This window comes from Blastococcus mobilis (genome assembly GCF_900188025.1).
In the GTDB taxonomy this organism is placed as follows: domain Bacteria; phylum Actinomycetota; class Actinomycetes; order Mycobacteriales; family Geodermatophilaceae; genus Blastococcus_B; species Blastococcus_B mobilis.
In genome coordinates this window covers 112,821-138,226 of record NZ_FZNO01000003.1, presented here as the reverse complement: position 1 = coordinate 138,226, position 25,406 = coordinate 112,821, and the positions used below count along the sequence as shown (strand labels likewise).

Genomic DNA, 25,406 nt, shown 5'->3' with positions numbered 1-25,406 from the left:
AGAAACACCCGTACGGGAGACTGCCCCCCATGGACGGTGCCCGGTGAACACCACGGTCACCGTCGCCCTCGCCGTCGGAGCGCTGGTCGTCCTCGTCGCCGCTGTCGCCCTCCGGCTCGCCGACCGGGTCGGACTGCCGAGCCTCCTGCTCTACCTGGCGCTCGGTCTCGCCCTCGGCGAGAGCGGCCTCGGTGTCCAGTTCGAGGACTACCAGCTCACCCACACGCTGGGGTATGCCGCGCTCGTCGTCATCCTGGCGGAGGGCGGCCTCACCACGCGGTGGGCCGACGTCCGCCGGGCGATCGGGCCCGGCGTCGCGCTGTCCACGGTCGGCGTCGCGGTGAGCGTGGGCGTGACGGCGACCGTCGGTGTCCTGCTCCTCGGCTACGACTGGGGCTTCGCCCTCCTGCTGGCCGCGGTCATCAGCTCGACCGACGCCGCCGCGGTCTTCGCCACCCTGCGGCGGCTGCCCCTTCCGCGCCGGCTGGCCGCCTCCCTGGAGGCCGAGAGCGGCCTCAACGACGCCCCGGTCATCCTTGTGGTGACCGTCCTGGCCGAGTCCCTCACGGGGGAGACGACGCAGCCGTGGTGGTTGGTCGGTCTGGTCGTGGCCGCCGAGCTCGCCGGAGGCGCCGTCATCGGGATCGGCATCGGCTTCGCGGGCGCCGCGCTGCTGCGTCGGGTCGCCCTGCCCGTGGCCGGGTTCTACCCCCTGGCGACGCTGGCGCTCTGCGTCCTGGCGTACTCCACCGCGTCGCTGGCGCACACCTCGGGTTTCGTCGCGGTCTACCTGTGCGGTGTGGTGCTCGGCAACGCGGCAGTGCCCCACCGCACCGCCAGCGTCGGCTTCGCCGAGGGCATGGCGTCCCTGGCGCAGATCGGGCTGTTCGTCCTGCTCGGTCTGCTCGTCTCGCCGGACCGGCTGCCCGAGGCCATCGGGCCCGCGCTCCTCGTCGGCGGAGTGCTGCTGGTCCTCGCCCGGCCCCTGTCGGTGGTGGCCAGCCTGGCGTGGTTCCGCTTCCCGCTGGCCCAGCAGGCGTTCATCTCCTGGGCGGGACTGCGCGGGGCGGTGCCCATCGTCGCGGCGATCATCCCGCTGACCGCGGAGGTGCCCGGGGCGACGACGGTCTTCGACACGGTGTTCGTGCTGGTGGTCGTCTTCACGGTGATCCAGGGCTGGTCGCTGCCGTGGGTCGCGCGGCGCCTCCGGATCGCCACCCCCATGACCCCCCGTGACGTGCAGGTCGAGGCCGCCCCGCTGGAGGAGCTCGACGCCGAGCTCATGCAGCTGACCGTGCCCGCCGGTTCCCGCCTGCACGGGGTGTACCTGCCCGAGCTGCGGCTGCCCGAGGACGCCGCCGTGGTGCTGATCGTGCGCGACGGCCGGTCCTTCGTCCCCGACGACACGACCCGCCTCATGCGGGGCGACCAGGCGCTCCTGGTGTCGGCGCGCCGCTCCCGGCCCGAGGCCGAACGGCGGCTGCGGGCGGTCAGCCGCGCCGGCCGACTGGCCAGCTGGCGCGGGGAACGGGGCGCCGCGACCGAGCTGGACTGAATGAAAGGACCCCGTCCCTCTCACCCCTCGCGCGCTCGGGGTGAGCCTCCGGACGGGGCCACCTTCCCCCCACGCCACGCACGCTCGGCGCGGCCCCCGAAGGGCGGCCCGACAGCGGCCGGGTCCGCGCCGTGGGATGGTGGCCACCAGTGGACGGCGTCCATCCGGCGACCCACGGAGCGCGCGATGCGGTTCCTCTTCCGTCCGCCCGCCGCGGAGGCGGCAGGGCTGTTGAGCCTGCCCTGGGACCGACCTCTGCAGGAGTGGGACCCGAGCCTGCTGCTCGAGGTGCCGCAGCGGGGCATCTCCCGCCACGTGGTCCGGTTCGTCGCTTCCGGCGGCCGCGTCTTCGCGCTCAAGGAGATCTCCGAACGGCTGGCCCGGCACGAGTACCGGCTGCTGGGCGAGTTCGAGGAGGAGGGCCTGCCGACGGTCTCCGCGCTCGGCATCTGCGTGGACCGGCCGCACGACCAGGAGGCGATCCTGGTCACCCGCTACCTCGAGTACTCGATGTCCTACCGGTGGTTGTTCTCCAGCGCGCGCGGCGAGCACTCGGCCGATCAACTGCTGGACACGCTGGTGGAACTGCTGGTGCGGCTGCACCTGGCCGGCGTCTTCTGGGGTGACTGCTCGCTGTCGAACACCCTCTTCCGTCCGGACGCCGGGGCGCTGGTCGCCCACCTGGTGGACGCGGAGACCGCGGAACGGCATCCGGCCCTGTCGCCGTGGCTGCGCGCCCACGACGTCGACCTCGCCCGCGAGCGGGTGGGCGGTGAGCTGCTGGACCTGCAGTCCGGCGATCTCCTGCCGTCGGTCATCGACCCGATCGAGGTCGCCGAGAGCCTCGCGCCGCGCTACGAGGCGCTCTGGGACGAGGTCACCCACGAGCAGGTCTTCGGGGTCGACGAGCAGCGGTGGCGGGTGGCCGAGCGGCTCCAGCGGCTCAACGACCTCGGGTTCGACGTGGGGGAGATGGAGCTCGTCACCTCCGACGAGGGCGCCAAGCTCCGGGTCGAGACGCGGGTCGCCGAGCCCGGGCAGCATCGCCGGGAACTCCTCCGGCTCACCGGACTGGAGGTGCAGGAACGGCAGGCGCGCCGGCTGCTCAACGACATCCGGGCCTTCCGCGCCTACCTGGAGTCGACGGCCGGGGGGCCGGTGTCCGAGTCCTTCGCCGCGCACCGCTGGCTGGCCGAGGTCTACCAGCCGGTGGTGGAGTCCATCCCCCGCGACCTGGTCGGCCGGCTGGCGCCGGCGGAGGTGTTCCACGAGGTGCTGGAACACCGGTGGTTCCTGTCCGAGAAGGCCCAGCGGGACGTCGGGACGACGGAGGCGGCACGCTCCTACTTCGACACCGTGCTGCCCCGGACACCCCCCGAGATCACGACACCGTCGGTCATCGCCGAGCTGGGCCCGAAGGGCTGACCGGACGGCGAGCCGGTCATGTCTCGGTCCGGTGGCGATCGACGGATCCGCAACGGTTCGAATTGACACCCCTTATGACCTGCACCACGCTCCGATCACCGCGGTGACCCCTCTGTCGCTGGCGCGACAACGGAGGCGATACGAATGCCGATAGCTCCTGGCGATGGACGCCCCAGAGACGGGGTGCTCGCTCCTTCCCGAGCCAGGCGCAGGCCGCCTCGGCGTGGGCTCGCCGGTACCGCTGCACTCCTGGTCACCGCCGGCACGCTGGCCGGGTGCGGGGGCGGTAGCGGTGATGCGTCCACTCTGACCTGGTACATCAACCCCGACGCCGGGGGGCAGGCCGAGATCGCCAGCCGGTGCACGGAGGAAGCCGGCGGCGCCTACACCATCGAGACGGCGCAGCTGCCCCGCGAGTCCTCCCAGCAGCGCGAGCAACTCATCCGCCGCCTGGCCGCGGGGGACGCCTCGATCGACCTCGTCAGCCTGGACCCGCCGTACATCCCCGAGTTCGCCGAAGCGGGCTTCCTCGCCCCGGTGCCCGACGACGTGGCCGATCGGGTCACCGAGGGCGTCGTGCAGAGCGCCATCGACGGGTCGACGTGGAAGGACGAGCTGGTCGCCGTCCCGTTCTGGGCCAACACCCAGCTGCTCTGGTTCAAGAAGTCCGTGGCCGAGGCGGCGGGCCTCGACATGGAGCAGCCGGTCACCTGGGAGCAGCTCGTCCAGGTAGCCGAGGAACAGGACACCGCGATCGCCGCCCAGGGCATCCGCGCCGAGGCGTTGACCGTCTGGGTCAACGCGCTCATCGAATCAGCGGGCGGCTCGATCATCGAGAGGTCCGCCGACAACCCCGAGGACGTCCGACTCGGGCTCACCTCGGACGCCGCCGTGCGGGCCGCCGAGGTGATGCGCAACGTCAGCACCGTCGGGGGAGCGGCCTTCAGCACCGCGGGTGAGGACGCCAACGTCACCGACTTCGAGGAGGGCGACGCCGCCTTCATGGTGAACTGGCCGTTCGTCTGGGGCCGGGCCCTCGACGCGGTCGAGGCGGGCACGCTGGACCCCAGCGTGCCCGAGGACTACGGCTGGGCGCTCTATCCGCGGGTCCTCGAGGACGAGTCGAGCGCGCCACCGTACGGCGGGATCAACCTCGTGGTGGGCGCGTTCAGCGCGAACGTCGACGCCGCGTACGAGGCCGCGGAGTGCATCGTCTCCGAGGAGAACCAGGCCTACTACTTCACGACCAACGGGAACCCCGCGTCGAAGGCCTCGGTCTACGACGACCCCGAGGTGCTCGAGGTCTTCCCGCAGGCGCCCGTGATCCGGGAGTCCCTGGAGCAGGCAGCGCCCCGGCCGCAGACCGTCTACTACAGCGAGGTGTCGGGGGCGCTCCAGCGCGTCTACCACCCGGCGTCCTCGGTCGAACCAGGAACGACCGGTGAAGAGGCGAGCGAGCTGATCACCGCCGTCCTGCGAGGGGAGCAACTGCTGTGACCCAGACCACGCTTCCACCCGTCAAGAAGACCGAACCGGTCCAGGCGCCGAAGGGCGGGATCAGCGACCGGTCGCGGGCTGAACGGCGGCTCGGCTGGCTGCTGGCCGGCCCCGCCTTCGTGGTGATGCTGGCGGTCACCGCCTATCCCATCCTGCAGGCGGTCTACGAGTCGCTCTTCTCCTACCGGCTGACCGACCCGGACAACCGCGAGTTCATCGGTCTGAGCAACTACTGGGTGATCCTCACCGACTCCCTGTGGTGGCAGTCCATCTGGGTCACCGTCTTCATCACGGTGGTGACGGTCGCGGTGGAGCTCGTCCTCGGGTTCGGCCTGGCGATGGTGATGGCCAAGGCGCTGAGCTCCATCCGGCCGGTCGTCCGGGCGGCCATCCTCATCCCGTACGCGGTGATCACGGTGGTGTCGGCCTTCGCCTGGCAGTTCGCCTTCGACATCAACACCGGGTTCGTCAACAGCTGGTTCACCTGGCTCCCCGGCGTCGCGGCGGACACCGACTGGTTCGGCGACTGGGGTACGTCGATCCTGGTCATCTGCCTGGCCGAGATCTGGAAGACGACGCCGTTCATCTCCCTGCTGCTGCTGGCCGGCCTGGCCCAGGTTCCCGACGTGCTGCAGGAGGCCGCCATGGTCGACGGGGCCACGTGGTGGCAGCGGCTGTGGAAGGTGACGATCCCGAACATGAAGGCGGCGATCATGGTCGCCGTGCTGTTCCGCACCCTGGACGCGTTCCGGGTCTTCGACAGCATCTTCATCATGACCGCCGGCGCCAACGGCACCGAGTCGGTCTCGTTCCTCGCCTACCGGCAGACGATCGCGCGCCTGGAGATCGGTCTGGGTTCCGCGGTCTCGGTCCTGCTGTTCATCGCGGTCGTGATGATCGCGTTCGGTTTCATCAAGGGTTTCAAGATCAACCTGTCCCAGGCGCGGGGGGAGTAGCCGATGTCCACGCAGAAGAAGGTCATGTGGTGGATCGGCGGGGCGGTGATCGTCGTCTACGCGCTCTTCCCGATCGCCTGGATCATCTCGATCTCCCTCAAGGCGCCGTCGGACATCGCCAACGGCCAGTTCGCCCCGACGAACGTGTCCTGGGAGAACTACACGACCATCCTGACCGGCAGTGCCAGCGGCCTCTTCCTGCCGGCGCTGCGGAACTCCTTCGGCATCTGCCTGATCGCCACCTTCATCTCGTGCGTGCTGGCGATGTTCGCGGCCTATGCCATCGCACGACTGGACTTCCGCGGCAAGCGGTTGATCCTCTCGACCGCGCTCGGTGTGGCGATCTTCCCGGTCATCTCGATCGTCACGCCGCTGTTCAACGTGTGGCGTCAGATCGGGCTGTACGACACGTGGCCGGGGCTCATCCTCCCGTACTTGTCGCTCACCCTCCCCATCTCGATCTGGACCATGTCGGCGTTCTTCCGCGAGATCCCGTGGGAGATGGAACAGGCCGCCCAGGTCGACGGCGCGACGACGTGGCAGGCCTTCCGGAAGGTGATCGTCCCGCTCGCTGCGCCCGGGGTCTTCACCACGGCGATCATCGCCTTCTTCATCGCCTGGAACGACTTCGTCTACGGGATCGTCCTGACCTCGACCGAGGCGGCACGGCCGGTGCCGGCGGCCCTCGGCCTGTTCAGCGGCGCCTCACAGTTCGAGGACCCGACGGGCGCGATCGCCGCGGCCGCGGTGATCGTCACCATCCCGGTCGTCATCCTGGTCCTGCTCTTCCAGCGTCGCATCGTCGCCGGCCTCACCAACGGCGCCGTCAAGGGATGACCCCCGCCATGCTCCGCATTACACCGACCCATCGAGGGGACGAGGACTGATGGCTTCGATCGAGATGCGCAACATCGTCAAGCAGTACGGCGACGGGTTCCCGGCCGTGAACGACGTCAGCCTCGACATCGCCGACGGCGAGTTCATGATCCTCGTCGGCCCCTCCGGCTGCGGAAAGTCGACGCTGCTGCGGATGATCGTCGGCCTCGAGGACATCACCAGTGGCGACATGATCATCGGCGGGAAGCGGGTCAACGACCTCGCCCCCCGGGACCGCAACCTGTCGATGGTCTTCCAGAACTACGCCCTGTACCCGCACATGACCGTCTACGAGAACATCGCCTTCCCGTTGCGGCTGTCCAAGACCCCCGACGACGAGGTGCGCCGCCGCGTCACCGAGGCCGCGGACGTGCTGGAGCTCAAGGAGCACCTCGAGCGCAAGCCGGCCAACCTGTCGGGTGGCCAGCGTCAGCGCGTCGCCATGGGTCGCGCCATCGTGCGGCAGGCCGAGGCGTTCCTCTTCGACGAGCCGCTGTCCAACCTCGACGCCAAGCTGCGCGGCCAGATGCGCACGGAGATCTCCCGTCTCCAGCGCCGGCTCGGCATCACCACCGTCTACGTCACCCACGACCAGACCGAGGCCATGACCCTCGGCGACCGGGTGTGCGTCCTGCGCAAGGGCAAGATCCAGCAGGTCGCCTCACCGCGCGAGCTCTACGAGCAGCCGGTCAACCTGTTCGTCGCCGGCTTCATCGGCTCCCCTCCGATGAACTTCCTGCCGGCGACGCCGGAGGGCAACCGGCTGAACACACCCTTCGGCACCATCGAGCTCGACGAGAAGCGGGCGGCGGCGGTGCGCGGCCGGGACCTGCTCCTGGTCGGCATCCGGCCCGAGTACTTCGAGGACGCCAGCCTGGTTGACGAGGCGAAGCGTCCCCTCGGGTCGATGTTCCGGGCACGGGTCGACGTCACCGAATGGCTCGGGGACTCGCAGTTCGCCTACATCCCGTACGAGGCACCGGAGGCGATCACCGCGCAGCTGCGCGACCTCTCGCGCGAGCTGGACTCCGAGGAACTGCGTACCCAGGCGATCGTGTCCATCGACTCCACCAGCCGCATCCGCGAGGGCAGGGAGGCCGAATTCTGGCTCGACAGCCGGAAGGTGCACGTCTTCGACCCGACCTCCGGGGAGAACCTCACCCGCGACGCCGAGGCCGGTGCCGAGCTGACCCGGCTGGCGACGCAGGACCGGGTCGAGCAGCTCGACGAGTCCCGGGGCGGGGCCGCCAGGGTCGGGGCCGCCTGAGCTGTGGCCGGGCCGCCGGGACCAACGCCGTTGCGGCCCGGCCGCCTACCCGCCGCGTCTGCATCGCCATGGCCATGCCTGCATCGCCATGGCCCCTGGCTGCGGTTCGACGATGCGGGCGGCGGGGTTGACGCAGTCGCGTACCGGCGGTGGCGGCGCGGTTATCGTCGACGTCGGTGGCCGTGCGGCCACTGGCCGACCCCAGCCGAGGAGCCCGTCCTGTCCGAGCAGCCCGCCGACCCCGCGGACACCCCGGCCGCCGCCGGCGGTCGCCGCCCTCGGACCCGGCTCCTGCTCACGCTGGCCGCCGCCGTCCTGCTCGCCGACCTGGTCACCAAGCTGGCCGTGGTCGCGAGCATCGAGCCCGGTGAGGACATCCGCCTGCTCGGTGGGGCGCTGTACCTCACCCACCTGCGCAACACCGGTGCGGCCTTCTCCTTCGCCGAGGGCTTCACGGTCGTGTTCAGCCTGGTCGCGCTGGCCGTGGCCGTCGTCATCGTGCGGACGGCGCGCCGGCTGTTCTCCACCGCGTGGGCCGTCGCGCTCGGCCTCGTGCTGGGCGGTGCCCTGGGCAACCTGGTCGACCGGATCTTCCGCGATCCGGGGTTCCTGCGCGGGGGAGTGGTCGACTTCCTCTCCGTCTTCGGCCCCGACGGCCGGGTGTGGCCGGTCTTCAACGTCGCCGACTCGGCGATCGTCTGCGGCGGGATCCTCGGGGCCGTGCTGGCCCTGCGTGGCATCGAGTTCGACGGTTCCCGGAGCACCGACCAGGCCGCGACGGACGCCGCCTGAAGAAGGACCACCCTGCCCCCCACCAGCCCCCTGCAGGGCCCCGCCGCGAGCTCGTGAGTGGTGGGGGCAGGGGGTGTTTCTACCTGCAGAGCGGCCGTTCCAGTACGTCACGACGGGAGCACGTCACAATGGGCGGCATGACGAGCGTGCCCGGGATGCACCGTGCCCTGCCGGTGCCCGACGGGCTCGAGGGGCAGCGGGTCGACCAGGCGCTCTCGCGGCTGTTCGGGCTGTCCCGGACCGCGGCGGCCGACGTCGCCGACGCGGGCAACGTCGTCGTCGACGGCCGGGTCCGCGGCAAGGGCGACCGGCTCATCGGCGGCAGCTGGCTGGAGGTCGAGCTCCCGCCGCCACCGGGGGAACCGGTCGCGCCCCGGCCGGTCGAGGGCATGGGCATCCTGCACGACGACGACGACCTCGTCGTCGTCGACAAGCCCGTCGGCGTCGCGGCCCACCCGAGCCCGGGATGGGACGGCCCCACGGTGATCGGCGGCCTGGCCGCGGCCGGCTACCGGATCTCCACCTCGGGTGCCGCCGAGCGGCAGGGCGTGGTGCACCGCCTGGATGCCGCGACGACCGGCGTCATGGTGGTCGCCAAGAGCGAGCGGGCGTACACCGCGCTCAAGGCGGCGTTCAAGGAGCGCACGGTCGAGAAGGGGTACCACGCGCTGGTGCAGGGCCACCCCGACCCGTCGCGGGGCACGATCGACGCGCCCATCGACCGCCACCCGAAGCACGACTGGCGGTTCGCGGTGGTCAGCGGCGGGCGCCCGTCGGTCACCCACTACGAGGTCACCGAGGCCTTCCCGGCGGCCAGCCTGGTCGACATCCGGCTCGAGACCGGGCGGACCCATCAGATCCGGGTGCACTTCTCCGCACTGCGCCATCCGTGTGTGGGTGACATGACCTACGGCGCCGACCCGACGCTGGCCGCGCGGCTGGGCGTGGAGCGGCAGTGGCTGCACGCGGTCCGCCTCGGCTTCCCGCACCCCGCAGACGGCCGCTGGGTGGACCTCACGAGCGACTACCCGCCCGACCTCGCCGGCGCGCTGGCCGTCCTGCGCGCCGAGACCTGAACCCGGGACCGGTGAGTGGCCTGCCGGGCTCCCTCACCGACTTCGGTCCCGGAGCCCTCGCCGCGCTCGTGGTGGCGGGCTACCTGGTCCTCGGCGAGCCCATGGTCGGGCACGTGCTGCACCGGCGGTTCGAAGGCCGGCTGCGCACCGAGCCCGGTGCCCGGGTCTCGTTCTACCGGCGGTTGCTCGTGCTCGAGTGGGGACTGGCTCTGCTGGCACTGATCGTGTGGCTGTCGGCCCCCGGGGTCGACGCCGGCCAGGTCGGCCTGCGCTGGCCGCAGCAGTGGCCCGGCCCGGTGACCGGCCTCGTGCTGCTGCTCGTGCTCGGTTTCGTGGTCGTCTCCACCCGTGCGCTGCGGTCCGGAGCCCTCCTGGACGCCGAGTCGGCGCGCCGGCCGGGGGAGGGGCGGCACGCCGAGCCGGAGGCGCACGCCACGCTGGCGCTGCTGCCCCGCACCGCCCGGGAACGGCGGCTGTTCACCGTGGTGGGGCTGACGGCCGCGGTGTGCGAGGAGTGGTTGTACCGGGGGTTCTTCCTCGCGGTGGTCGCGGCACTGGCCGGGGGACTGCCCACCGGAGTGCTGGTCCTCGTCGCCGCCGTTGCCTTCGGTCTGGCGCACGCCTATCAGGGCCGGGTCGGCATCGTCACCACGGGCGTGCTCGGCGGGGTGATGGCGGCGGTCTACCTGCAGACCGGCTCGTTGCTCCTCCCCGTCGTCCTGCACGCCGTCATCGACCTGCGCTTCCTCCTCGTGCCGGCGCGGGTGCTCCCCGCTGGGCGGACGGCGTGACCCGGGTGGGTGGGGGGAGTGGGGCCGTCGCGTCCGTGGCGACGCAGGCGGACCGGCCCGAGGTGGCGGCCCTGCGCACCCGCGTGTTCGTCGAGGAGCAGGGCGTGCCGCCGGAGATCGAGCAGGACGCCGCGGACGCCACCGCCGTCCACGCGCTCAGCCGTGACGCCGGCGGCAGGGTGGTGGCCACCGGCCGGCTCCTGCTCCGCGAGGACGGAAGGGCGTCGATCGGCCGGATGGCGGCCGACGCGTCGGTCCGCGGCCGTGGGCACGGCGCCGCCGTCCTCGCCGAACTGCACCGGCAGGCGGTCCTGCGCGGGGTGACCGAGGTGGAGCTGCACGCCCAGGTGACCGCCCGGGGGTTCTACGAGCGGGTGGGCTACACGGCCGTCGGTGAGGAATATCTCGAGGCCGGGATTCCGCACGTGACGATGGTCCGGCGGCTCTGAAGGCGGCCCCCTGCAGGGGCCTGCCGCGAGCGTGCGAGTGGTGGGGGGCAGGGGGTCCTTCTGGGATCGGTCGGCCTGTGAGAAGACACGTCCTGTCAGACCCTCGGAGTAGACCTCTCCCAGTGCGAGGATCGTCGCACCGGACCGTGTCTTCCCCGCCGGTCGCCCGAGCGGAGTTCCTGCCGGCCGGGCACGCACGACCATTGAGGAGTCACAAGTACCCGTGAGCAGCACGTCCGACTCGTTCGCGCACCTCCACGTCCACACCGAGTACTCGATGCTGGACGGCGCGGCCAAGCTGCCCGAGGTGACGGCGGCCGCGGCCGCCCAGGGCATGCCGGCCCTCGCCATGACCGACCACGGCAACGTCTTCGGCGCCTACGACTTCTACAAGCAGGCGACCGGCGCCGGCGTGAAGCCGATCATCGGCATGGAGGGCTACTACACGCCCGGCTCCCGGTTCGACCGTGCGCCCTTCGACTTCGGCGACAACCTCATCGACGAGGAGGGCGACGGCGGGTCCAACCGCGGCAAGGCCGCGTACACCCACATGACGCTGCTGGCCCGCACGACCGAGGGGATGCACAACCTCTTCCGGATCTCCTCGCTGGCCAGCCTCGAGGGGCAATACCGCAAGCCGCGCTTCGACCGCGACCTGCTCGAGAAGTACGGCAAGGGCCTGATCGCCACCACCGGCTGCCCGTCGGGCGAGGTGAACATGTGGCTGCGCGCCGGCAAGGAGGACAAGGCCCGCCAGGCGGCCGCCGACTTCCAGGACATCTTCGGCAAGGAGAACTTCTACGCCGAGCTGATGGACCACGGGCTGTCGATCGAGAAGAAGACCCGACCGGCGCTGCTCGCGATCGCCGAGGACCTCGGCATCCCGCTGCTGGCGACCAACGACCTGCACTACACGCACAAGGAGGACGCCGCGGCGCACGACGCGCTGCTGTGCATCCAGACCGGCTCCCGGCTGAACGAGACCAACCGCTTCCGCTTCAACGGCGACGGCTATTACCTGAAGAGCGCGGCCGAGATGCGCGCGCTGTTCCCCGGCGACCTGCAGGTGGCCTGCGACAACACGCTGCTGGTCGCCGAGCAGTGCGAGGTGACCTTCACCGAGGGCGCCGACCTCATGCCGCGCTTCCCCCTCCCGCCGGGGGAGGACGAGACCTCCTGGTTCGTCAAGGAGGTCGAGCGCGGCCTGCACAAGCGGTGGCCGAACGGCATCCCCGACCACGTGCGCAAGCAGGCCGACTACGAGACCGGGATCATCTGCCAGATGGGCTTCCCGGGGTACTTCCTCGTGGTCGCCGACTTCATCAACTGGGCCAAGGACAACGGCATCCGCGTCGGACCGGGCCGTGGTTCGGCCGCGGGCTCGCTGGCCGCCTACGCGATGGGCATCACCGACCTCGACCCGCTGGCCCACGGCCTGATCTTCGAGCGGTTCCTCAACCCTGAGCGTGTCTCGATGCCCGACGTCGACATCGACTTCGACGACCGCCGCCGCGGCGAGGTCATCCGCTACGTGTCCGAGAAGTACGGCGAGGAGCGGGTCAGCCAGATCGTCACCTACGGCACGATCAAGGCGAAGGCCGCGATCAAGGACGCCGCCCGAGTGCTCGACCGCCCGTACTCGGTGGGCGACGAGCTGACCAAGCTCATGCCGCCGGGCGTGATGGGCAAGGACATCCCGCTCTCGGGGATCTTCGACCCGGCCCACCCGCGCTACAAGGAGGCCGCGGAGTTCCGTGCCCGGTACGAGTCCGACCCCGGCGCGGCCGAGGTCGTCGACCAGGCCCGCAAACTGGAGGGCCTGAAGCGCCAGTGGGGCGTGCACGCCGCCGGCGTGATCATCGGCCGCTACCCGCTGATCGACAGCATCCCGATCATGCGGCGCGAGGCCGACGGCGCCGTCATCACGCAGTTCGACTACCCGACGTGCGAGACGCTCGGCCTGCTCAAGATGGACTTCCTGGGGCTGCGCAACCTCACGGTCATCGACGACGCCCTGCGCAACATCGTGGCGAACGGCAAGGAGCCGATCGACCTCGACGAACTCAGCAAGGACCTCACCGACAAGGCGACCTACGAGCTCCTGGGCCGGGGCGACACCCTCGGGGTCTTCCAGTTCGACGGCGGTCCGATGCGGTCGCTGCTGCGGCTCATGCGGCCGGACAACTTCGAGGACATCTCGGCCGTCGGTGCGCTCTACCGCCCGGGGCCGATGGGCGCCAACTCGCACACCAACTACGCCCTGCGCAAGAACGGCCAGCAGGAGATCACGCCGATCCACCCGGAGCTGGCCGAGCCGCTGGAGGAGATCCTCGGCCAGACCTACGGCCTGATCGTCTACCAGGAGCAGGTCATGGCGATCGCGCAGAAGGTCGCCGGGTACTCGCTCGGCAAGGCCGACCTGCTGCGCCGCGCGATGGGCAAGAAGAAGAAGTCCGTCCTGGACGCGGAGTTCGTCGGCTTCGAAGCCGGCATGAAGGCCAACGGCTTCTCCGCCGCCGCGATCAAGACGCTCTGGGACATCCTGGTCCCGTTCGCCGACTACGCCTTCAACAAGGCGCACTCGGCGGCGTACGGGCTGATCTCCTACTGGACGGCCTACCTCAAGGCCAACTACCCGGCCGAGTACATGGCCGGCCTGCTCACCAGCGTGGGCGACGACAAGGACCGCCGGCCGATCTACCTGGCCGAGTGCCGCCGGATGGGCATCAAGGTGCTCCCGCCCGACGTCAACGAGTCGTCCTGGGACTTCACCGCTGTCGGCACCGACATCCGCTTCGGCATGGCCTCGGTGCGCAACGTCGGGCACAACGTCGTCGAGTCGATCGTCCGGGCGCGCGAGGAGAAGGGCGCGTTCAAGGACTTCGCGGACTTCATGCGCAAGATCGACACCGTGGCCTGCAACAAGAAGGTCATCGAGTCCCTGGCCAAGGCCGGTGCTTTCGACTCGCTCGGCCACTCCCGGCAGGGCATCGTCGCGATCCACGCCCAGGCCGTCGACTCCGCGATGGGGCTCAAGCGCAAGGAGGCCGAGGGGCAGTTCGACCTGTTCGGCAGCTTCGGCGAGGGCGACGCGGCCGACGACCCGTTCGGCAGCGCCCTCGACATCACCATCCCGACCGCCGACTGGTCCAAGAGCGAGCGGCTGATGTTCGAGCGCGACATGCTCGGCCTCTACGTCTCCGACCACCCGCTGCACGGCGTCGAGCACGTGCTCGCGGCCAACGCCGACACCCCGATCGCCGAGATCAACGCCGGCGGCGTCGAGGACGGCGCGAACGTCACCATCGCCGGCATCCTCACCTCGGTCTCGCCGCGCACCAACAAGCAGGGTGCGCCGTGGGCGATCGCGACGCTGGAGGACCTCGAGTCGGGCATCGAGGTGCTGTTCTTCCCCAAGACGTGGGCCGAGGTCTCCGAGAAGGTCGTGCGCGACCAGATCATCGTGGTCAAGGGGCGGATCAGCCGGCGCGACGACCAGCCCTCGCTGTTCGGCTCCGAGGTCACCATCCCCGAGCTCACCGAGGGCCCGCGCGGCCCGGTGCTCGTCTCGATGGCCGCGGCCCGCTGCACCCCGCCGGTGGTGGAGCGGCTGCGCGAGGTGCTGGGCAGTCACCCGGGCACGACCGAGGTGCAGCTCAAGCTCGTCAACGGCAGCCGCGAGACGGTCCTGCGCCTCGACCAGGGGCTTCGGGTACGCCCGAGCACGGCACTCATGGGCGACATCAAGGCCCTGCTCGGGCCCACCAGCGTGGCCATCCTGTGAGCAAGGACCCCGTCCTCCTTACCCCCTCGCAACCTCGTGGTGAGCCTCGGGACGGGGCCGCACTGACGACCGGCCCGGCGCGTGCCGGGATGCCGTTGTTCACTGGAGCGGTGAGCCATCCCTCGCCCCTGCCCCGTGCGGCGTCGGCCTACTGGGGAGGCTGGTCCGAGGTTCGGGCGGACCTGCGCAGCTCGGCCGGGATCGTGCTCGCGCTGGTGGCAGCCGGCGTGCCCGCCGGTCTGCTCTGGTGGTGGCTGGCGCCCCGGGCGGACTTCCGCGTGACCGACGCCGAACCGGTCCCGATCGGGAACCCCTCCGACGAGCTCCTGATCGCCGACGACGCCGTCTTCGCCCTCCTCCTCGCGGGCCTCGGCCTGCTGGCCGGCGCGGCGGCGTGGTCTCTCCGCCATCGGCGCGGAGTCGCGACCGTGCTCGCCCTCGCGGTGGGCGCGTGTCTGATGTCCGCCGTGGCCTGGCAGCTCGGCGAGCTCCTCGGTGCCGGCCCGAGCCGAGCTGAGCTGGCCGATGTCGGTGCCCAGGTGACGACCTCGCTCACGCTGGGCTCGTTACCGGCGCTCGCCCTCGCGCCGTTCACCGCACTGCTGGCCTACCTGGTGGCCGTTCTGTACGCCCCTCGCGACGACCTGGGGCGCACGGACCCCGGCGAGACGAGGACGTGGCCGCCGCCGCAGGTCGCCGGGGAGTCACCGGCGGGGGAGCGCCCGCTCGTCGACGTCCCGCCACCGGGCCGCCCCTCCGCCTGACGGTGCGGCCGCTGACTCGGTGGCCCGTCCCGAGGCTCGCCCCGAGCCTGCGAGGGGTGAGGAGGACGGGGTCCTCTTTCAGTTGACGGTCATGGGTGTGAGGAACTGCTGGAGCGGCACGGGCACCGCGCCGAGCGTCTGCAGCAGCGTCAGTTCGCGGCGCAGCAGGCGTGCTTCCAGAGTCAGGCGCCGCCGCGTGGCCGACTCCGCGAGCAGCGCCTGCCGGTCCTCGGTGGTCAGCTGTGCCGCCGATGCGACCAGGTAGGACAGCGCGGTGGGATCGTCGCTGACCGCGTCGAGCAGGACGGCGGTCTCGGCGTCCATCGTCGGCTCCTCGTCGCCGGCACTGCCTCCGCTGCCCAGGCCCGACACCTCGGCGACGTAGCGGCTGAACAGGTCGCGGACCCCTCGGGACAGGACGTCCAGGGAGCCGCGGGCGACGGCGGCCACCAGATCGTCCGTGTCGTCGTCGCAGAGCGGGGTGGCGCCGGCGGCCCCCGGGGTCAGCAGCCCGTCGGCGTCACCGGCCGCCTCCTCGGCGGCCTCCTCCTCGGCCAGCCACTCGACCTCGGCCTGCAGGTAGGGCGGGTCGTCGGCGACCACGACGTCCAGCAAGCGGAAGCGCTCCCCACCCACGGTGACGATCCGGAACCTCCCGTCGGCCTGCGGGCGCACGGCCTGCACCCGGGCTGTGCAGCCCACGTCGTAGAGCGCCTCGGCCGGGGCCACCCGCTCGACCTCCCACCCCTGCCGGATGGCGACGACGCCGAAGAACCGTCGGTCGTCGGCCTCGGGATGGCTGAGCAGGTCGTGCATCAGGCGCCGGTACCGCGGTTCGAAGATCTGCAGCGGCAGAACGATGCCGGGGAACAGCGGCGTCCCGAGTGGGAACAGTGGGATGAGCTCACCCATCCGCCCACCGTACGGGCGGGCGGGAAGGCATGCGCCGGCTCTGGCTACCCTGGAGTTCCCGCCGCACCGCACTCTGACTTCCCCGCCCACCACACTCTGGCCCACCCGCTCACCATCCGGAGGCATCCCGTGCTCGCCCGCATCGACCTGCGCGGATCCGCGCTGCCGGGGCCCCGTGATCTCGCCGGCCTGCTGCCGCGCGCCGGCACGGACATCGACTCGGTCATGGCCACGGTCCGGCCGCTGTGCGAGGACGTGCGCATCCGAGGGGCCCAGGCGGTCCGTGAGATCACCGCTCGCCTCGACGGCGTGGACAGCGAGGACTTCGCCGTTCCCCAGGCCGCCCTGGACCGGGCGCTCGCCGAGTGCGACCCGACGCTGCGGGCCGCGCTCGAAGAGGCGATCACCCGCGTCCGGACGGTGCATGCCGACCAGCGCCGGACCGACGTCACCACCCAGGTGGTCCCGGGTGGCACCATCACCGAGCGGTGGGTCCCGGTGCGCCGGGTCGGCCTCTACGTGCCGGGTGGCCTGGCCCCGCTGCTGTCCAGCGTGGTGATGAACGTCGTCCCGGCGCAGATCGCCGGCGTGCAGTCGATCGCCGTGGCCTCGCCGCCGCAGCGCGACCACGGCGGGTTGCCGGACCCGGGCGTGCTCGCGGCCTGCGCGCTGCTGGGCATCACCGAGGTCTACGCCGTCGGTGGGGCCCAGGCGGTCGCGACGTTCGGCTACGGCGCGGGTTCCTGCGAGCCCGTGGACATGGTCACCGGGCCGGGCAACGTCTACGTGACCGCGGCGAAGCGGCTGCTGCGCGGGCTCATCGGCATCGACTCCGAGGCCGGTCCCACCGAGGTCGCGATCCTCGCCGACGACACCGCCGACCCGGCGCACGTCGCCGCGGACCTGATCAGCCAGGCCGAGCACGACCCGCTCGCCGGGGCGGTGCTCGTCACCCCCAGCGAGGAGCTCGCCGACGCCGTGCTGGCGCTCGTGCCCGGCCAGGTGGCGGCCACCAAGCACTCCGACCGCATCACGACCGCCCTCGACGGCACGCAGTCCGGCATCGTGCTGGTCGACGACCTCGACGCGGGCCTGCGCGTCGTCGACGCCTACGCCGCCGAGCACCTGGAGATCCAGACGCGGGACGCGCGCGAGGTGGCGGCCCGGGTCCGCAACGCCGGGGCGATCTTCGTGGGCGCCTGGTCACCGGTGTCCCTCGGCGACTACTGCGCCGGGTCCAACCACGTGCTGCCCACCGGCGGCTGCGCGCGGTTCTCCAGCGGGCTGTCCGTGCAGTCGTTCCTGCGCGGGATCCACGTGGTCGAGTACGACCGGCAGGCGCTGGCTGCGGTGGCCGGGCACATCGACGCCCTGGCCGGTGCGGAGGACCTGCCGGCCCACGCGGCCGCCGTCCGGATCCGGCAGACCGGCTGATGCCTTCCCTCGACGAGCTCCCGCTGCGGCCGGAGCTGCGGGGCCGCTCGCCCTACGGCGCCCCCCAGGTTCCCGCCACCCACCGGCTGAACACCAACGAGAACCCGTACCCGCTGCCCGCCGAGCTGCTCGCCGACTTGGGCGCGGCCCTCGGCCACGCGGCGCTGGAACTCAACCGGTACCCCGACCGCGACGCCGTCGCGCTGCGCACCGACCTCGCTGCCTACCTGTCGCGGACCAGCGGGGAGCCGGTGGAGCCCGGGCAGGTCTGGGCCGCCAACGGGTCCAACGAGGTCCTGCAGCAGATCCTGCAGGCCTTCGGCGGTGCCGGCCGGACGGCGTTGGGCTTCACGCCGTCCTACTCGATGCACCCCATCATCTCGGGCGGGACGGGCACCGAGTGGGTCGACGGCCACCGCCGGGCCGACTTCACCATCGACGCCGCCGCGGCGACCGCGCAGGTCCGCGACGTGAGTCCTGACGTCGTCTTCGTGACCAGCCCGAACAACCCGACGGGCACCGCCGTCGCGCTGGAGACGATCGAGGCGATCTACGACGCCACGACCGGCGTCGTCGTCGTGGACGAGGCGTACGCGGAGTTCGCCCGCTCCGGGACGCCGTCCGCGCTGACCCTGCTGCCCGGCCGGCCCCGGCTGATCGTCAGCCGGACGATGAGCAAGGCCTTCGGCATGGCCGGGCTGCGCCTGGGCTACCTCGCCGCGGACCCTGCGGTCGTCGACGCGCTGCAGCTGGTCCGGCTGCCGTACCACCTGAGCTCGCTGACCCAGGCCGCCGCCCGCGCCGCCCTGGCGCACACCGACGCGCTCCTGGCCACCGTCGACGCGGTCAAGGCCCAGCGGGACCGGATCGTCGCGGCGCTCCCGGTGATGGGCCTGACAAGCGTGCCCAGTGACGCCAACTTCGTGCTGTTCGGGCACTTCACCGACGCGCCCGCGACCTGGCAGGCCCTCCTCGACCGGGGGGTCCTGGTGCGCGACGTCGGCCTGCCCGGCTGGCTGCGCGTCACCGCGGGCACTCCCGCTGAGACCGACGCCTTCCTCACCGCGCTGGGTGAGGTGGCGGCGACCTCCCGGAGCACTGGGGGAGAATCGGGCGCATGAGTCGCACCGCACGCGTCGAGCGCGCCACCAGCGAGACCAAGCTGGTCGTCGAGCTGAACCTCGACGGCACCGGGACCAGTTCGATCAGCACGGGCGTGGGCTTCTACGACCACATGCTCACCGCGCTGTCCAAGCACAGCGGCATCGACATCTCGGTGCAGGCCGACGGTGATCTGCACATCGACGCCCACCACACGGTGGAGGACGTCGCGATCGCGCTGGGGCAGGCCTTCGCACAGGCCCTGGGCGACAAGCGCGGCATCACCCGCTACGGGGACGCCACCATCCCGATGGACGAGGTGCTGGCCCAGGCCGCCGTCGACCTCTCCGGCCGGCCGTACTTCGTGCACTCCGAGCCCGAGAACATGACGCCGATGATCGGGCCGGACTACCCGACCAGCCTGACCAAGCACGTCCTGGAGTCCTTCGCCTTCAACGCGCGGATCAGCCTGCACGTGCGGGTCCTCTACGCCGGCCGCGACGCCCACCACATCGTCGAAGGCCAGTTCAAGGCGCTGGCCCGCGCCCTTCGCCAGGCCGTCGCGATCGACCCGCGGGTCACCGATGTGCCCTCCACCAAGGGCGCCCTGTAACCCGTGACCTTCGGACTCGTCCTGCTGCTCCTCGGCGGCTTCCTCCTCGGCGGCGCCTGGAGCGTCTGGCGCACCGACGAGGAGTCCGCCGCCCGCGGCGGGCCGCAGATCGCGCTCGCCGTCGTCCTCCTGGTCGCCGCCCTGCTGGCCAGCGCCGCGGGTCTCCTCCGCCTCGTCTGAGCAGGGACCGCCTCCTCCCCACCCCTCGCACGCTCGGGCGGTCCACGGCAACGGCCGGCTGCCGGAATGCCTGCGGGCCACCCAGCGCTGCTGGGTAGCGTGGCAGGAGTGAAGAAGGTGACCATCCTCGACTACGGGTCCGGCAACCTCCGGTCGGCGGAGCGGGCGCTGGCCCGCGTCGGGGCGGACGTCACGGTGACCTCGGACCGGGAGACCGCCCTGGACGCCGACGGTCTCGTCGTCCCCGGGGTGGGGGCCTTCGCCGCCTGCATGGACGGGCTGCGCGGCGTCGACGGCCCCCGGATCATCGGGCGTCGCCTGGCCGGGGGCCGGCCGGTCCTCGGCATCTGCGTGGGTATGCAGATCCTCTTCGAGCGCGGTGTCGAGCACGGCCACGACGCCGAGGGCTGCGGCGAGTGGCCGGGCGTGGTGGAGCAGCTCGAGGCGCCGGTCCTGCCGCACATGGGCTGGAACACCGTCGAGGTGCCGGAGGACAGCGTCCTGTTCGACGGTCTGGCCGATCAGCGCTTCTACTTCGTGCACTCCTACGGGGTCCGCGACTTCCCGCTCGGGGCGGACGGTCCGCCCTCACCCCTGGCCAGGCCCAAGGTCACCTGGGCGAAGCACGGCGACCGGTTCGTGGCCGGGGTCGAGAACGGCGCTCTCTCGGCGACGCAGTTCCACCCCGAGAAGAGCGGTGACGCGGGCGCCCAGTTGCTCGAGAACTGGCTGCGGACACTCGACTGACCTGCACCGGGACGCACCACCGCCCACCTAGGGTGACGGAGTGCCAGCTGCCCGGTCACGCACCGCCGGTCGCAGGTCCGCGGGCCGGCCCCGCCGCAGCGCTGGGCTGGTCCTGACCGCCCTGCTGCTCGGGCTCACCGGCTGGAGCGTCGCTGCCCTCCAGCCCCCCGGACCCGCGCCGGCCGACGCGCCGGCGACCGAGTTCAGCGCGACGCGGGCCCTCGCGCACGTGCAGGAGATCGCGTCGGGCGTGCACGTCCCCGGCAGTGCGGCGAGCGAGGGGGTGGTGGACGGCCTCGTCGAGACGCTCACCGGTCTGGGGCTGGACACCCGCGTCCAGAACGCGGTGGGTGCCGTACGGACGGCGTCGGGCGAGACCCGGATGGCCTCCGTCCGCAATGTCGTCGGCTACCTCCCCGGCACCCGGTCCACCGGCCGGTTGTTCCTCACCGCCCACCACGACTCGGTGGCGACCGGGCCGGGCGCCGCCGACGACGCGGCCGGGGTGGCCGCCGTCCTGGAGGCGGTGCGGGCGCTCACCACCGGGCCCCGGCTGCGCAACGACGTGGTGGTGGTGTTCACCGACGCCGAGGAGGCCTGCACCTGCGGAGCGGAGGCGTTCGCCGCCGCGCATCCGCTCGCCTCCGCGGGTGGTGTCGTGCTGAACCTGGAGGCCCGCGGCACGGGCGGGCCGCCGATCATGTTCGAGACCTCTCCCGGCAACGCCGGGCTGGCCGATGCCTACGCCGCGGCCGCTCCACACCCCGTCGCGAGCAGCTTCGCCGTCGAGGTCTACCGGGCCCTGCCCAACTCCACCGATTTCAGCATGCTCATGGCCGACGGCGACTTCACCGGCCTGAACGTCGCGTTCATCGACGGGGTGGCCGCGTACCACACCCCGCAGGACGTGCCCGAGCGGCTGGATCGGGGGACCCTGCAGGCGCTGGGCGACAACGCCCTGGCCATCGCCCGCGAGCTCGGGAGCCGCGACCTGACCGCGCTGGCCTCGCCGGGCGCCGACGACGCCACCTACTTCCCGGTCCTCGGCGAACTGGTCCGCTATCCGGGAACGCTGGTGTGGCCGCTCGCGGGCGCAGCGCTGGTCGCGGTCGGCCTCCTGGTCCTCGTCGTCCACCGGCGGGGGAGCAGCTCGCTCCGCCGCACCATGGCGGGCACGCTGCTGACCACGGTGCCGCTCGTCCTCGCGCCGCTCGCAGCCGAGGGACTGTGGGCGCTGCTGGCCATGGTCCGGCCGGGGTACGAGCAGCTGGTCGATCCGTGGCGACCCGGCTGGTTCCGGGTGGCGACCGTCGCGCTGGTGGCCGGCGTGGTGCTGTCCTGGTATGCCGTGCTGCGCCGCCGGGTGGGGGCCGACCCCCTCGCCGCCGGAGCGCTGGTCTGGCTGGCGGTGCTCACCGCTGTCCTGGCCGCGGTCGCGCCCGGTGGTGCGTACCTGACGGCGTGGCCGGCCCTGGCCGGGGCGCTCGCCGGCCTGCTCGCGGCCGTCACCTCCTCGCCCGCCGTCCGGATCGTGACGGCGCTGCTCTCGGGAGCCGTGGCGGTCGTGGTGCTCGCGCCGACCGTCGCCCTGCTCTTCCCGGCTCTCGGCCTGAGCGCTGCGGCAGCCCCGTCGGCGGTCGTGACGCTCCTCCTGCTCGCCCTGCTGCCCGCTCTCGACCCGCTCTTCCCCGATCCGGAGCGGGCCGCCGTCCGCGGATCCTGGCTGCCGGTCGCCGCGGTGCCCGCGACCGCTCTGGTGGTGGCCGTGGCATGCACCGTCGTCGGGCTGCAGGTCGACCGGTTCGACGCCGACCACCCGGTGCCCAGCCGGCTGGCGTACGTGCTCGACCAGGACACCGGGCTGGCCACGTGGGTGAGCACGGAGAGCACCCCGGGCGTGTACACCGCGGAGTACGTGGGCAGCCGGTTCGAGCTGCCCGTCGAGTACCCGCACCTGGGCGGTGAGGTGTGGTCGGGCCGGGCGGCGCCGGCCGACCTGCCTGCTGCGGGGGTGGAGACCGTGTCCGACACGGTGGTCGGCGGCCGGCGAGAGGTCACCGTCCGCATCAGCCCGCAGCGGCCCGCTGTGCGGATGATGACTCTCGACCTGCGCGTGGAGGGCGGCAGGGTGGCGACCGGCCGCGTCGCGGGGCGCGCGGTGCCCGAGGCGGAACTCGGCCGGGACCGGGCGTGGATCGTCTTCCATGCGCCACCCGAGGGTGGGCTCCGGGCGACGTTCGGGATCGACGGCGACGGGGCGGTCGACCTGCGGGTGATCGAGGCGAGCAACGGTCTCGAGGGGCTGCCCGGGCGCGAGCCGCGGCCCGACGGCGTCGACGCTGCCGGCTCGCACAGCGCCGACCTGGTGCTGGTCGCGGCGACCACCGCGCTCGGCTGACCGGGCTCCTCACCACCGTCCGCGGTGCACGACCTCCTCGATGCCGCGGCGGCCGCGGCGCAGCGAGGGGGAGCGGCGGTCGCCGTCGCCCGGATAGCCGACGGAGACGCAGCCGACCGGCCGGAAACCCGCAGGCACCCCGAAGACCTCGTGAAACGCGGTGAGCCGCTCGGGCGGGATGCCGAAGAAGCACGCGCCGAGCCCCTCGTCGACGGCGGTCAGCAGCATGAGCAGCGACGCCATCCCGGTGTCGACGTCCCAGTAGGGCACCGGCCAGCGTGCCTCGTCCCGGTCGGTCCAGCCCTTGTCCGGCTCGGCGTAGCGGTCGAGATAGGCGGACTTGTCCGACATCGGGACGATCAGCAGCGGCGCCCGGCGCATCCGGGTGAGCCATCCGTCCGGAGCCCCGCCATCGGTGGTCGCCGTCCAGAACCGCTCGCGCTCCTCCGGGGTCTCCAGCACGAGGAACGCCCAGCCCTGGCTGAACCCGGCCGACGGCGCCCGGATCGCGTGCTCCAGCAGCCGGTCGCGCACGTCCGACGGCACCGGCCGGTCCGGGTCGTAGTCCCGCACCATGCGGCGACGGCGGACCACCTCAGCGAACTCCACGGCAGCACTCCACGGCGACAGCCTGCCGCAGGGGCGCGGCGGACCCGCTCCTAGGCTGGTCGCCGTGCCGAAGCTGCAGCTGCTCCCCGCCGTCGACGTCGCCGATGGTCAGGCGGTCCGCCTCGTGCAGGGGGAGGCCGGGAGCGAGACCTCCTACGGCGACCCCCTCGAGGCGGCCATGACCTGGCAGCGCGACGGCGCCGAGTGGGTCCACCTGGTCGACCTCGACGCCGCCTTCGGTCGCGGCAGCAACCGTGAGCTGCTGGCCCGCGTGGTCGGCGAGCTCGACGTCGACGTGGAGCTCTCCGGCGGTATCCGGGACGACGAGTCGTTGACCGCCGCACTGGCCACCGGCTGCCGCCGGGTCAACCTGGGGACGGCGGCGCTGGAGTCACCGGAGTGGTGTGCCCGGGCGATCGCCGAGCACGGTGACCGGATCGCCGTGGGCCTGGACGTGCGCGGCACCCGGCTGGCCGCCCGCGGCTGGACCAAGGAGGGCGGCGAGCTCTACGAGACCCTGGCCCGCCTGGACGCCGAGGGGTGCGCCCGGTACGTGGTCACCGACATCACCAAGGACGGGACGCTGCGCGGGCCGAACCTCGACCTGCTCCGCGAGGTCTGCGCCGCGACCCCGCGGCCGGTCGTCGCGTCCGGCGGGGTGAGCTCGCTGGAGGACATCCGCGCGCTGGCCGGCCTGACCGCCGTCGGGGTCGAGGGCGCGATCGTCGGCAAGGCCCTCTACGCGGGTGCGTTCACCCTGCCGGAGGCGCTGCGGGTGACCGAGGAGGCCGCGTCGTGAGTGTCATCCGCCTCGGCTCCGGAGCACCCTGGGAGGGGATCGTCGGTTACAGCCGGGTCGTCGTCCGCGGGGACGCCGCCTGGGTCAGCGGCACCACCTCCGTCGTCGACGGGGCGGTCGCCCACCCCGGCGACGCGCGGGCGCAGACCCGGCAGGCCCTCGTCACCGTCCGGGAGTCCCTGGAGCGGGCCGGCTTCACCCTCGCCGACGTCGTCCGGACGCGGATGTTCGTCACCGACATCTCCCGCTGGGACGAGATCGGCCGCGCGCACGGCGAGGTCTTCGGGGACGTCCGGCCGGCCACCTCGATGGTGCAGGTGGCCGCGCTGATCGATCCGGCGATGCTCGTGGAGATCGAGGCGGACGCAGTCCGGGGGGCTGGGGCGTGAGTCTCGCGGTCCGCGTCATCCCGTGCCTGGACGTCGACGCCGGGCGCGTGGTCAAGGGCGTGAACTTCGTCGACCTGCGCGACGCCGGCGACCCGGTGGAGATGGCGAGGGTCTACGACGCCGAGGGCGCCGACGAGCTGACCTTCCTCGACATCACCGCGAGCTCCGGCGACCGCGCCACCACCTACGACGTGGTCAGCCGGACGGCGGAGAGCGTCTTCATCCCACTGACCGTCGGCGGCGGGGTGCGCAGCCCCCAGGACGTGGACCGGCTGCTGCGGGCGGGCGCGGACAAGGTGGCGGTCAACACCGCAGCCGTGGCCCGGCCCGAGCTGATCGCCGAGATCGCCGACCGGTACGGCAACCAGGTGCTGGTGCTGTCCCTGGACGCGCGGCGCTGCCAGGACGGCGCGGTCACCGACTCGGGCTTCGAGATCACCACCCACGGCGGACGGCGGGGGACCGGCCAGGACGCCGTCGAGTGGTGCGTCCGGGCCGCTCAGCTCGGGGCCGGCGAGATCCTGCTCAACTCCATGGACGCCGACGGCACCCGGACCGGGTTCGACACCGAGCTGATCCGCCAGGTGCGGCGCGAGGTGTCGGTGCCGCTGATCGCCAGCGGAGGGGCGGGCGCGGCCGAGCACTTCCCGCCGGCGGTCGAGGCAGGTGCGGACGCCGTCCTGGCCGCGAGCGTCTTCCACTTCGGCGTCATGCGCATCGGCGAGGTGAAGGACGCGCTGGCCGGCGCCGGTGTCCCGGTCCGCCACGAGGCCGACACCCCGCTTCCCTGACGCGTCGGCTTCGGCCTGGGACGGGCCCGGCGGGCACGCACATCTCGCCGGCGGCCACCCGACGCGCGCGCACGTCCCGGGAAGGGCGCGGGAAGAGGGGATCGGCGGCGGAGGTTACGGAGAGGGCCGTCGACCGGCCGGTGTCCAGCAGCCGGAAATCCGGTTAGCGACTCTAACGAACGCGCGTACCATCCGAAGGCC

The 25,406-nt window shown here is 72.3% G+C and carries 23 protein-coding genes; 21 read left to right on the top strand and 2 right to left on the bottom strand.

Going from position 1 to position 25,406, the window contains the following annotated elements; all coding sequences use genetic code 11:
• Window positions 1–43 precede the first annotated feature (43 nt).
• The 12 genes from CHB94_RS04000 (at window position 44) to CHB94_RS03945 (ending at window position 15,232) form a co-directional block, all read left to right on the top strand.
• Complete coding sequence (locus tag CHB94_RS04000; protein WP_089335299.1) at window positions 44–1,555, top strand: potassium/proton antiporter; 1,512 nt, start codon at window positions 44–46, stop codon at window positions 1,553–1,555.
• A gap of 186 nt (window positions 1,556–1,741) precedes the next feature.
• Entirely contained in the window at window positions 1,742–2,980 is a 1,239-nt protein-coding gene (locus CHB94_RS03995) for a DUF4032 domain-containing protein (RefSeq protein WP_089335298.1), read from the top strand.
• A gap of 183 nt (window positions 2,981–3,163) precedes the next feature.
• On the top strand, window positions 3,164–4,477 hold the full coding sequence (locus tag CHB94_RS03990) for an extracellular solute-binding protein (RefSeq protein WP_254920381.1): 1,314 nt from the start codon (window positions 3,164–3,166) through the stop codon (window positions 4,475–4,477).
• On the top strand, window positions 4,474–5,433 hold the full coding sequence (locus CHB94_RS03985) for a carbohydrate ABC transporter permease (protein WP_089335296.1): 960 nt from the start codon (window positions 4,474–4,476) through the stop codon (window positions 5,431–5,433). The genes CHB94_RS03990 and CHB94_RS03985 overlap by 4 nt, the downstream gene beginning before the upstream one ends.
• A gap of 3 nt (window positions 5,434–5,436) precedes the next feature.
• Complete coding sequence (locus CHB94_RS03980; protein ID WP_089335295.1) at window positions 5,437–6,270, top strand: carbohydrate ABC transporter permease; 834 nt, start codon at window positions 5,437–5,439, stop codon at window positions 6,268–6,270.
• A 49-nt stretch (window positions 6,271–6,319) separates the two neighbouring features.
• Entirely contained in the window at window positions 6,320–7,576 is a 1,257-nt protein-coding gene (locus CHB94_RS03975; protein ID WP_089335294.1) for an ABC transporter ATP-binding protein, read from the top strand.
• 3 nt (window positions 7,577–7,579) lie between these two features.
• Window positions 7,580–8,368, top strand: a complete 789-nt coding sequence (gene lspA, locus CHB94_RS03970) for a signal peptidase II (protein WP_254920380.1) — start codon at window positions 7,580–7,582, stop codon at window positions 8,366–8,368.
• A gap of 137 nt (window positions 8,369–8,505) precedes the next feature.
• Window positions 8,506–9,444 carry an RluA family pseudouridine synthase gene (locus CHB94_RS03965; RefSeq protein ID WP_254920379.1) on the top strand — a complete coding sequence of 313 codons (939 nt, stop codon included), beginning with the start codon at window positions 8,506–8,508 and terminating at the stop codon, window positions 9,442–9,444.
• An 11-nt stretch (window positions 9,445–9,455) separates the two neighbouring features.
• Window positions 9,456–10,235, top strand: a complete 780-nt coding sequence (locus CHB94_RS03960) for a CPBP family intramembrane glutamic endopeptidase (protein WP_089335293.1) — start codon at window positions 9,456–9,458, stop codon at window positions 10,233–10,235.
• A gap of 35 nt (window positions 10,236–10,270) precedes the next feature.
• Window positions 10,271–10,684 (top strand): GNAT family N-acetyltransferase, encoded by a 414-nt coding sequence (locus CHB94_RS03955; protein ID WP_254920378.1) that lies wholly within the window; start codon window positions 10,271–10,273, stop codon window positions 10,682–10,684.
• Between the two features lie 223 nt (window positions 10,685–10,907).
• Window positions 10,908–14,468, top strand: a complete 3,561-nt coding sequence (gene dnaE, locus CHB94_RS03950; RefSeq protein WP_089335292.1) for a DNA polymerase III subunit alpha — start codon at window positions 10,908–10,910, stop codon at window positions 14,466–14,468.
• A gap of 110 nt (window positions 14,469–14,578) precedes the next feature.
• Window positions 14,579–15,232 carry a DUF2567 domain-containing protein gene (locus CHB94_RS03945; RefSeq protein WP_176445404.1) on the top strand — a complete coding sequence of 218 codons (654 nt, stop codon included), beginning with the start codon at window positions 14,579–14,581 and terminating at the stop codon, window positions 15,230–15,232.
• 78 nt (window positions 15,233–15,310) lie between these two features.
• On the opposite strand, the gene CHB94_RS03940 is transcribed toward CHB94_RS03945, so the two are convergent.
• Window positions 15,311–16,144, bottom strand: coding sequence for an LON peptidase substrate-binding domain-containing protein (locus CHB94_RS03940; protein WP_089335290.1), 834 nt, complete (start codon window positions 16,142–16,144; stop codon window positions 15,311–15,313).
• A gap of 129 nt (window positions 16,145–16,273) precedes the next feature.
• Between CHB94_RS03940 and hisD the strand changes: the two genes are divergently transcribed.
• From hisD to CHB94_RS03915, 6 genes are all read left to right on the top strand, one after another.
• Complete coding sequence (gene hisD, locus CHB94_RS03935; RefSeq protein WP_089335289.1) at window positions 16,274–17,578, top strand: histidinol dehydrogenase; 1,305 nt, start codon at window positions 16,274–16,276, stop codon at window positions 17,576–17,578.
• Complete coding sequence (locus CHB94_RS03930; protein ID WP_089335288.1) at window positions 17,578–18,699, top strand: histidinol-phosphate transaminase; 1,122 nt, start codon at window positions 17,578–17,580, stop codon at window positions 18,697–18,699. Before hisD ends, CHB94_RS03930 begins: the two co-directional genes overlap by 1 nt.
• On the top strand, window positions 18,696–19,292 hold the full coding sequence (hisB, locus tag CHB94_RS03925) for an imidazoleglycerol-phosphate dehydratase HisB (protein WP_089335287.1): 597 nt from the start codon (window positions 18,696–18,698) through the stop codon (window positions 19,290–19,292). Before CHB94_RS03930 ends, hisB begins: the two co-directional genes overlap by 4 nt.
• A gap of 3 nt (window positions 19,293–19,295) precedes the next feature.
• Window positions 19,296–19,472, top strand: coding sequence for a hypothetical protein (locus CHB94_RS24980; RefSeq protein ID WP_176445403.1), 177 nt, complete (start codon window positions 19,296–19,298; stop codon window positions 19,470–19,472).
• Window positions 19,473–19,580: 108 nt separating this feature from the next.
• Window positions 19,581–20,219, top strand: coding sequence for an imidazole glycerol phosphate synthase subunit HisH (gene hisH, locus CHB94_RS03920; RefSeq protein ID WP_217899154.1), 639 nt, complete (start codon window positions 19,581–19,583; stop codon window positions 20,217–20,219).
• Between the two features lie 40 nt (window positions 20,220–20,259).
• Entirely contained in the window at window positions 20,260–22,617 is a 2,358-nt protein-coding gene (locus tag CHB94_RS03915; protein ID WP_089335285.1) for a M20/M25/M40 family metallo-hydrolase, read from the top strand.
• Between the two features lie 9 nt (window positions 22,618–22,626).
• On the opposite strand, the gene CHB94_RS03910 is transcribed toward CHB94_RS03915, so the two are convergent.
• Window positions 22,627–23,226 (bottom strand): nitroreductase family protein, encoded by a 600-nt coding sequence (locus tag CHB94_RS03910; protein ID WP_089335284.1) that lies wholly within the window; start codon window positions 23,224–23,226, stop codon window positions 22,627–22,629.
• Window positions 23,227–23,290: 64 nt separating this feature from the next.
• Here CHB94_RS03910 and priA point away from each other — a divergent pair, with 64 nt between their 5' ends.
• Genes priA through hisF form a run of 3 tightly spaced genes read left to right on the top strand, consistent with a single transcriptional unit; the run spans window position 23,291 to window position 25,205 of the window.
• On the top strand, window positions 23,291–24,025 hold the full coding sequence (gene priA, locus CHB94_RS03905) for a bifunctional 1-(5-phosphoribosyl)-5-((5-phosphoribosylamino)methylideneamino)imidazole-4-carboxamide isomerase/phosphoribosylanthranilate isomerase PriA (protein WP_089335283.1): 735 nt from the start codon (window positions 23,291–23,293) through the stop codon (window positions 24,023–24,025).
• Window positions 24,022–24,414, top strand: coding sequence for a RidA family protein (locus CHB94_RS03900; RefSeq protein WP_089335282.1), 393 nt, complete (start codon window positions 24,022–24,024; stop codon window positions 24,412–24,414). Before priA ends, CHB94_RS03900 begins: the two co-directional genes overlap by 4 nt.
• On the top strand, window positions 24,411–25,205 hold the full coding sequence (gene hisF / locus CHB94_RS03895) for an imidazole glycerol phosphate synthase subunit HisF (protein WP_089335281.1): 795 nt from the start codon (window positions 24,411–24,413) through the stop codon (window positions 25,203–25,205). The genes CHB94_RS03900 and hisF overlap by 4 nt, the downstream gene beginning before the upstream one ends.
• The last annotated feature ends 201 nt before the right edge of the window (window positions 25,206–25,406 follow it).

Bases quoted from the DNA above. Each gene is read 5' to 3' on its own strand.
- CHB94_RS03995 (WP_089335298.1), top strand. From the start codon at position 1,742: ATGCGGTTCCTCTTCCGTCCGCCCGCCGCGGAGGCGGCAGGGCTGTTG.
- CHB94_RS03980 (WP_089335295.1), top strand. From the start codon at position 5,437: ATGTCCACGCAGAAGAAGGTCATGTGGTGGATCGGCGGGGCGGTGATC.
- CHB94_RS03975 (WP_089335294.1), top strand. From the start codon at position 6,320: ATGGCTTCGATCGAGATGCGCAACATCGTCAAGCAGTACGGCGACGGG.
- CHB94_RS03965 (WP_254920379.1), top strand. From the start codon at position 8,506: ATGACGAGCGTGCCCGGGATGCACCGTGCCCTGCCGGTGCCCGACGGG.
- CHB94_RS03940 (WP_089335290.1), bottom strand. From the start codon at position 16,144: ATGGGTGAGCTCATCCCACTGTTCCCACTCGGGACGCCGCTGTTCCCC.
- CHB94_RS03930 (WP_089335288.1), top strand. From the start codon at position 17,578: ATGCCTTCCCTCGACGAGCTCCCGCTGCGGCCGGAGCTGCGGGGCCGC.
- hisB (WP_089335287.1), top strand. From the start codon at position 18,696: ATGAGTCGCACCGCACGCGTCGAGCGCGCCACCAGCGAGACCAAGCTG.